The sequence below is a fragment of the Bordetella petrii genome (genome assembly GCF_020991325.1).
Taxonomy (GTDB): Bacteria; Pseudomonadota; Gammaproteobacteria; order Burkholderiales; family Burkholderiaceae_B; genus Bordetella_A; species Bordetella_A petrii_E.
This window is the reverse complement of the sequence record NZ_JAJMLX010000424.1, coordinates 1-2,562: the sequence shown is the minus strand read 5'-3', so window position 1 is coordinate 2,562 and position 2,562 is coordinate 1. Positions and strand designations below refer to the sequence as shown.

The window sequence follows — 2,562 nt, the reverse complement described above, 5'->3', positions numbered from 1 at the left end:
TGGGCGCGCGCGCAACGCGGCCAGCCGCTGGCTTTCCGACGACACGGCCGGGTCGGCCTGCTGCGCCGGGCAGGCCAGCTGCACATCTTTGGGAAAGTCCACCAGCACCGGTCCCGGGCGGCCCTGGCGCGTCAGGTCGAAGGCGCGGCCCGCCACATCGGCTACATCGTCCACGGCGCGCACTTGCGTATTCCATTTGGTCACCGAACGCGAAATGCCCATGGCATCGCATTCCTGGAATGCGTCGGTGCCGATGGCCGACGTGGCCACCTGGCCGCTGATGCACAACACCGGGATCGAGTCGCACATGGCGTCCAGCAGGCCCGACGTGGTGTTGGCCATGCCGGGGCCCGACGTCACGAACACCACGCCGGGACGGCCGGTGGTGCGGGCATAGCCTTCGGCAGCATGCACGGCCGCCTGTTCATGGCGCACCAGCACATGGCGCAGGCGCGGCTCGGCGTACAGCGCGTCGTACAGCGGCAGCACCGCGCCGCCGGGGTAGCCGAACACCGTGTCGACACCGCGCTCGATCAGGGTGTCGAGCAGAATCTCGGCCCCATTGCGGGCGGGGCGGGTGTCATCATCGTGCAAGGCGGCAAGGGCGTGGGCGTGGAGGCGATCGTTCATGCTGAACATCTTATGCTGAATAGGGAAGAAGATTTCTCTTCTTTTCTACGAATTCCCGGTTTTTCCAGTAAATTTATCTTTATTTGCGCGGGAACCTGGAAAATGAAACTGGACAAGTTCGACCTGGCCATCCTGAAGGCGCTGCAGCAGAATGCGCGCGCCAGCCTCAACGACATCGGCGCCGAGGTGGGGCTGTCGTCCACGCCGTGCTGGAACCGCATCAAGCGCATGGAATCGGCCGGCGTCATCCGCGGCTACACCACGGATATCGATCCGGCCAGCCTGGGCTTCATGGACACGGTCATCGTGCACATTACGCTGGAAAGCCACAGCGAAGAAACCTTGTACGAGTTCGGCCGCGCGCTGGCGCAGATTCCCGAAGTGCTCGAGGCCTTCCTGGTGTCGGGCGACTACGACTATTACATACGCATCGCCGTGCGCGACACGCGCGACTATGAACGGCTATTGCGCGAACAGCTGTACCGCATCCCCGGCATACGCCATAGCAAATCGTGTTTCGTGCTGCGCCGGCTGAAGGAAACCCAACTGCCGCTGACACCGCCCGACACCGAGTAAACGGCCGCTGTCATCATGGGCGGTGTGGGCACCGATATAATCCCCGCTGGCCCGCTACCCGCCTTTGGCATCTTTCATGACCACAGCTGAATCTCCCAAGCCCTGGCACGTCGTGCGCCGCTCCAAATTGCACGGCAACGGCGTTTTCGCCGCACGCAAGATCCCGGCAGGTACGCGCATCATCGAATACGGGGGCCAGCGCATCAGCGCCAAAGAGGCCGACCGCCGCCATCCCACCAACCCCGACGACCCCTTCCACACGTTCTTCTTTTCGCTCAGTTCCGGCCGCGTCATCGATGGCGGCGACGACGGCAACGACGCGCGCTGGATCAACCATTCCTGCGAGCCCAACTGCGAAGCCCAGGAAGGCAAGCACGGCAAGCGCGTGTATATCACCGCGCTGCGCGACATTGTGCGCGGCGAAGAACTGTTCTACGACTACGGCCTGGTGCTCGACGGCAAGATCACCAAGAAGCTCAAGACATCGTATCAATGCCTGTGCGGCACGCCGGCCTGCCGCGGCACCATGCTGGCCTTGAAAACCAAGCAGAAATAAGCGGCGCGCCCGCCAGGCGTACAATGGGGCTTGCCGCCTGTCGCGGCATAGCAGTACGTCTTCAGGGCGGGGCGAAATTCCCCACCGGCGGTAAGCCGCAATGCGGCAAGCCCGCGAGCGCCCGGCCGCCATTCCCTGGCCGGGGTCAGCAGATCTGGTGCGATGCCAGGGCCGACGGTCATAGTCCGGATGAAAGAAGATGTGCCGGCTCGCATTCCCGCTCCACGCGGGGCCGTGCCGTGGCCCTTGGCCGCGCACGCCCTGTCCGGCCGCGGGTGCATGGCCTGGCTGCATGAGCCCTGAAACGTTTTTCGCCAACTTTCACTTGCGAGAGCGTTTCAATGTCCGCCGTTCCTTCCCTCCCCTACCTGCCCCCCGACCTTACCGCCCAGCCTTTTCCGGCACGCCTGGCGCGCGCGCTGCATCACATGCGCCTGGGGCGGCCCGTCATCCTGATGGATGATTTCGACCGCGAAAACGAGGCCGACCTGATCGTGGCCGCCGACAAACTCACCGTGCCCGTCATGGCCCAGCTGATCCGCGACTGCAGCGGCATCGTCTGCCTGTGCCTGACCGACGACACGCTGCAGCAACTGCAGTTGCCGCCCATGGTCGCGCGCAACGAAAGCCGCTACAGCACGGCCTTCACCGTGTCTATCGAAGCCCGCCAGGGCGTGTCCACCGGCGTGTCCGCGGCCGACCGTGTCACCACCATACGCGCGGCCATCAACCTGTGGCGTTCCACGCTGGTATGGATAGGCGGCCTGGGCATCCTGGTGCTGGCCGTGGCCATCCTGCCG

At 64.6% G+C, this 2,562-nt stretch carries 4 protein-coding genes and 1 riboswitch; of the genes, 3 read left to right on the top strand and 1 reads right to left on the bottom strand.

The annotated features are described in order from the left end of the window. The coding region (locus tag LPZ50_RS24025) for a thiamine pyrophosphate-binding protein (RefSeq protein WP_268903608.1) at positions 1-639 on the bottom strand (639 nt) is incomplete at its 3' end. Positions 640-732: 93 nt separating this feature from the next. Between LPZ50_RS24025 and LPZ50_RS24020 the strand changes: the two genes are divergently transcribed. The 3 genes from LPZ50_RS24020 to LPZ50_RS24010 all read left to right on the top strand — a co-directional run. Further along, positions 733-1,206, top strand: a complete 474-nt coding sequence (locus LPZ50_RS24020; RefSeq protein ID WP_230665358.1) for an Lrp/AsnC family transcriptional regulator — start codon at positions 733-735, stop codon at positions 1,204-1,206. A 76-nt stretch (positions 1,207-1,282) separates the two neighbouring features. After that, on the top strand, positions 1,283-1,762 hold the full coding sequence (locus tag LPZ50_RS24015; RefSeq protein ID WP_230665357.1) for an SET domain-containing protein: 480 nt from the start codon (positions 1,283-1,285) through the stop codon (positions 1,760-1,762). 53 nt (positions 1,763-1,815) lie between these two features. Then, positions 1,816-1,967: riboswitch (FMN riboswitch) on the top strand. A gap of 136 nt (positions 1,968-2,103) precedes the next feature. Further along, positions 2,104-2,562, top strand: a 459-nt coding sequence (locus LPZ50_RS24010; protein WP_230665356.1) for a 3,4-dihydroxy-2-butanone-4-phosphate synthase, incomplete at its 3' end; no start/stop codon positions are given.